We start from the raw sequence: 4,878 nt of genomic DNA on the forward strand, positions 1-4,878 counted from the left end.
TCAACGGGTTGAGTGCGGCGTGATGTTCCCATCGCCCGCTCCAGATACCGAATTGGGCCATTGGGCACCGGCAACGGCAGCAGATACCCGGGCACGCCAACCAGCCCGGTGGCCGTCAGGACCGACATGCCCCATTGCACGTGTCCCGTCCACCCATGAGCGTCCATACTCGGGATCATGAACACGAACACCTTCCCCCCTGCCACACCGGCCGGCAGCCGGATGCCGGCATTGTTTGTGCCGCACGGCGGCGGCCCGTGCTTCTTCATGGACTGGCACCCCGCCGACACCTGGGACAGGATGGCGGCGTTCCTCAAGGGCATCGCCGGTACCCTGCCCGCCACGCCGCGGGCCATCCTGCTGGTGTCCGGGCACTGGCTGGAGCGTGATTTCGCCCTCACCGGCCACGAGCGGCCATCGCTGATCTACGACTACAGCGGTTTCCCGGCACACACCTACGAGCTGACCTACCCTGCCCCCGGCGATCCGGCGCTCGCCCGGCGCGGGGCCGGACTGCTCGGGGCCGATGGCCTGCCGGCGATCATCGACCCGGCCCGGGGCTATGACCACGGCGTGTTCATTCCGCTGAAGCTGATGTTCCCCAAGGCCGACATCCCGGTCGTGCAGCTCTCGTTGCGCCACGACATGGACCCGGCTGCCCACATCGCTGCCGGCCGCGCACTGGCCCCGCTGCGCGACGAGGGTGTGCTGATCGTCGGCAGTGGCATGAGCTTCCACAACATGCGCGGCTATGGCGACCCGCGCTACACACCGGTGTCCACCGCGTTCGACGAGTGGCTGACGCAGGCCGTCGAAAGCGCCCCCGCGCAGCGCGAGGCCCTGCTGACGGACTGGACAGCGGCGCCATACGCCCGCGACTGCCACCCGCACGGGGGCGAGGAGCACCTGATCCCCCTGATGGTCGCCGCCGGTGCCGGCAGCGACGCCGAAGGCCGCAAGGTGTACTCGGAGGAAGTGATGCGGACGGTGCTCTCGGGTTTCCGCTTCGGCTGACCGACGCCCTACCCGACATGAAAAAAGGCCGCACGGCGGCCTTTCTCTCTGGCGGGAAATGCAGCTCAGATCAGTGGCACGCCGGTCTTGCTCTGGATTTCCTCGCGCGTCACGCCGTCGGCCAGCTCGACCAGCTTCAGCCCCTCGGGCGTCACGTCCATCACGCCCAGATCGGTGATGATGCGATCGACCACCCCCTTGCCGGTCAGCGGCAGGGTGCATTCGGGCAGGATCTTCAGGTCGATGGTGCCGTCCTTTTTCTTCGCCACGTGCTCCATCAGCACGATCACGCGCTTGACGCCCGCCACCAGGTCCATGGCGCCGCCCATGCCCTTGACCATCTTGCCGGGGATCATCCAGTTGGCCAAGTCACCCTTGTCGGTCACCTGCATGGCCCCCAGGATGGACAGGTTGATCTTGCCGCCACGGATCATGGCAAAGGACTGGTCGGAGCCGAAGATGGACGAGCCCTTGAGCGTGGTCACCGTCTGCTTGCCAGCGTTGATGAGGTCCGGGTCCACCTCGTCATCGTAGGGAAAAGGCCCGATGCCCAGCATGCCGTTCTCGGACTGCAGCCACACCTCCTTGTCACCGGTGTGGTTGGCCACCAGCGTGGGGATGCCGATGCCGAGGTTCACGTAGAAGCCGTCCTCGAGTTCCTGCGCCGCGCGCGCGGCCATCTGGTCTTGGGTCCAGGGCATGTTGCTCTCCTTGCTTGCTTACGTGCGTTCGCGGGTGGTGCGCTTCTCGATGCGCTTCTCGGGATTCGGGTTGTGCACGATGCGGTGCACGTAGATGCCGGGCAGGTGCACGTCATCGGGAGCGATCTCGCCCACCTCCACGATGCGCTCGACTTCCACGATGCAGATCTTGCCGGCGGTGGCTGCGGCCGGGTTGAAGTTGCGCGCCGTCAGGTTGAAGCGCAGGTTCCCCGATGTGTCGGCCACTTCGGCCTTGACCAAGGCCACCTCGGGCACCAGCGAGCGCTCCATCACATAGGTCTCGCCGTCGAACTCGCGCAGTTCCTTGCCTTCGGCCACCAGCGTGCCCACGCCGGTCTTGGTGAAAAAGGCCGGGATGCCGGCGCCGCCGGCACGCAATTTTTCGGCCAAGGTACCCTGGGGTGTGAACTCCAGCTCGAGTTCGCCAGCCAGGTACTGACGCTCGAACTCCTTGTTCTCGCCCACGTAGGACGAGATCATCTTTTTGATCTGCCGCGTCTCCAGCAAGCGGCCCAGGCCAAAGCCGTCAACACCCGCGTTGTTGGAGATGACCGTCAGGTTCTTCACGCCACTGTCACGCAGGGCGTCGATCAGTGCCTCGGGAATGCCGCACAGGCCAAAGCCGCCCACGGCAATGAGCTGACCGTCGGCCACCACACCCTTGAGGGCATCGGCCGCGCTGGGATAAATCTTGTTCACGTCGCTACGCTCCAGTGGTTGAACAATGCGGATGCAACGATACTACGTACCCACATACGTAGTGTTTCGTAGAGCCCAACCCTAAGACCGCCGATGGAAGACATCGACTACCGCCTGGCCTTCGACCTGGCGCCGGTGGGCCTGGCGCTGTCGCGCCAGCGCACCATTGTGGACTGCAACCAGGCCCTGTGCGAGATCTTCGGCGCCAGCCGGGAGCGGCTGGTCGGCCAAAGCTTCCTGATCCTCTACCCCAGCGTGGGCGAGTACGAGCGCACCGGGGCGCGCATCGCCCACTCGCTCGGGCGCAACGGCACCTATGCCGACGACCGCGTCATGAAGCGCGTGGACGGCCGCTGCAAGGGCGAACCCTTCTGGTGCCATGTCACCGGGCGTGCGCTGCACCCCGAGGCGCCGCACGAGGCCGGTATCTGGAGCTTCGAGGACTTGAGCCCGCGCCGCGCCGTCAAGGCCGGATTGACCGGCCGCGAGCGCGAAGTGGCGGCCTTCCTGATGGACGGCCTGACCAGCAAGCAGATCGGCCGCCAGTTGGGCATCAGCCACCGCACCGTGGAGATCTACCGCGCGCGGCTGATGCGCAAATACCAGGCGCACAGCACACCGGACCTGGTGCACCGGCTGATCGCCGGCGGCTGACAGGGAGCCGGCGCCTGGCAGCCCCACGCCCCATCAGCCCCGGGGGAGGCTGCGCCCCGCGCGGCAGCGCAGCGTGAAGGTCAGGTTCACTGGGGCTGGTAACCCGAGTCCTTGATGATCTTTGCCCAGACCTCGCGGTAGGCCGTTTCGCGCTGGCCCAGCTCTGCCCCACTCATGAAGCCCACGGTCAGGCCCATGGTGGTCAGCCGTTCCTTGACATCGGGCTGCGCGACCACCTTCTGCACCGCGGCGGCCAGCTTGTCGAGCTCGGCCTTGGGGGTGCCGGCGGGTGCGAACAGACCGTAGTACGGTACCTCTTCGAAACCCTTGAGCCCCAGTTCGGTGAAGGTGGGCACTTCGGGTAGTGCCGCCTGGCGCTGGGTGCCCATGACGGCCGCCACGCGCAGCTTGCCGGCCTTGTGGTTCTCGATGAAGTCAGGCACCGAGCCCACGCCGGCCGGGATGGTGTTGCCCAGCATGTCGGCCATCATGGGCGCGCTGCCCCGGTAGGGTGCGGCCACGAGGTCAAGCCCGTACTGCTTGCCAATCACCTGCACCGCGAACTGCGGTGTGGACGCGGGTGCCGGGATGCCCATGGTGGCCTTGCCGCCGGCCGCCTTCACGCTATCGATCCAGGCCTTGAAGTCGCGCGCCGGCGTGCCGCCCGAGAGAGCCACCGCATTGACAAAGGTGGCAAAGCCGGCCACCGGTGCGAAGTCCTTGGCCGGGTCGAAGCCCGGGTTCTTCATGGTCAGCGGCAGGATGGACACGCTGTGGTCATGGCTCAGGAACAGCGTGCGGCCGTCGGGGGCGGCGGCCTTGAGTGCCTGGGCAGCCAGTTGACCGCCCGCGCCCGGCTTGTTGTCCACCACCACCGACGAACCCAGTTCCACCTGCAACTGCTCGGCAATGATGCGGGCGATGGCATCGGTGCCGCCGCCCGGCGGGAAGCCCACCAGCACCTTGGTCGGGCTTTGCGCGTGGCCCACGGTCAGGGCACAGCCCAGGCTGGCGGCGGCCGCATACCGGATGGCCTGCGCCATGAAATTGCGACGTGCATTCATCGAACGAACTCCTGTAGTGGAAGAGGAAAAAATGGCTGGCTCAACCTGAGAGGATAAGCTGTGAGACGTTCCCTTCCGACATTTTTGGAGACAACGATGCGCACAGCCAACGACCGCTACCCTCTGCCCGAGTTGAACACCCTGCCCGAGGACATCCGCACCAGGATCCTGGAAGTCCAGGAAAAGGCCGGCTTCGTGCCCAACGTGTTTCTGGCCTTCGCCCGCCGGCCGGCCGAGTGGCGTGCCTTTTTCGCCTACCACGATGCGCTCATGGTGCCGGAGTCCACCGGCCGGGAATCCGGCCTGAGCAAAGGCGAGCGCGAGATGATCGTCACCGCGACCAGCGCCGCCAACCACTGTCTGTACTGCGTGGTGGCGCATGGGGCGATCCTGCGCATCTACGAAAAGCAGCCCTTGCTGGCCGATCAGGTGGCTGTCAACTGGCGCAAGGCAGACATCACGCCGCGCCAGCGTGCCATGCTGGAATTCGCCATGAAGGTGTGCCAGCGCTCGGACGAAATCGCGGACGCGGACTTCGAGGCCCTGCACGCCCACGGCTTCAGCGACGAGGACGCCTGGGACATCGCGGCCATCACCGCCTTCTTCGGCCTGTCCAACCGCATGGCCAGCTTCAGCGGCATGGTGCCCAATCCGGAGTTCTACCTGATGGGGCGCGTGCCCAAATCAAAGTAATGTGGCCCCCACGCTCCGCCGCTGCGCGGGTC

6 protein-coding genes are annotated in these 4,878 nt (G+C 66.2%); 3 read left to right on the plus strand and 3 right to left on the minus strand.

Annotated features, from left to right (window positions below; translation table 11 throughout):
- The first annotated feature begins 177 nt into the window (after positions 1-177).
- Positions 178-1,014 carry a class III extradiol ring-cleavage dioxygenase gene (locus tag PHQ87_RS10150; RefSeq protein WP_300233557.1) on the plus strand — a complete coding sequence of 279 codons (837 nt, stop codon included), beginning with the start codon at positions 178-180 and terminating at the stop codon, positions 1,012-1,014.
- Between the two features lie 65 nt (positions 1,015-1,079).
- On the opposite strand, the gene PHQ87_RS10155 is transcribed toward PHQ87_RS10150, so the two are convergent.
- Together PHQ87_RS10155 and PHQ87_RS10160 are read right to left on the minus strand one after the other, a co-directional pair.
- A complete protein-coding gene (locus PHQ87_RS10155; RefSeq protein WP_300233558.1) occupies positions 1,080-1,715 on the minus strand; it encodes a 3-oxoacid CoA-transferase subunit B in 636 nt (211 codons plus the stop codon).
- A gap of 18 nt (positions 1,716-1,733) precedes the next feature.
- Positions 1,734-2,435: a CoA transferase subunit A gene (locus PHQ87_RS10160; protein ID WP_300233559.1), complete on the minus strand. Its 702-nt coding sequence runs from the start codon at positions 2,433-2,435 to the stop codon at positions 1,734-1,736.
- Positions 2,436-2,528: 93 nt separating this feature from the next.
- Between PHQ87_RS10160 and PHQ87_RS10165 the strand changes: the two genes are divergently transcribed.
- A complete protein-coding gene (locus PHQ87_RS10165; protein WP_300233560.1) occupies positions 2,529-3,089 on the plus strand; it encodes a LuxR C-terminal-related transcriptional regulator in 561 nt (186 codons plus the stop codon).
- An 86-nt stretch (positions 3,090-3,175) separates the two neighbouring features.
- Here PHQ87_RS10165 and PHQ87_RS10170 read toward each other — a convergent pair whose 3' ends face one another.
- The gene (locus PHQ87_RS10170) at positions 3,176-4,153 is read right to left on the minus strand and encodes a Bug family tripartite tricarboxylate transporter substrate binding protein (protein WP_300233561.1); all 978 of its coding nucleotides are present in this window, start codon (positions 4,151-4,153) and stop codon (positions 3,176-3,178) included.
- Between the two features lie 96 nt (positions 4,154-4,249).
- Here PHQ87_RS10170 and PHQ87_RS10175 point away from each other — a divergent pair, with 96 nt between their 5' ends.
- Positions 4,250-4,846 carry a peroxidase-related enzyme gene (locus tag PHQ87_RS10175; protein ID WP_300233562.1) on the plus strand — a complete coding sequence of 199 codons (597 nt, stop codon included), beginning with the start codon at positions 4,250-4,252 and terminating at the stop codon, positions 4,844-4,846.
- Positions 4,847-4,878: the final 32 nt, after the last annotated feature.

Origin of the sequence: Hydrogenophaga sp., assembly GCF_028698005.1 — a bacterium.
Lineage (GTDB): Bacteria > Pseudomonadota > Gammaproteobacteria > Burkholderiales > Burkholderiaceae_C > Hydrogenophaga.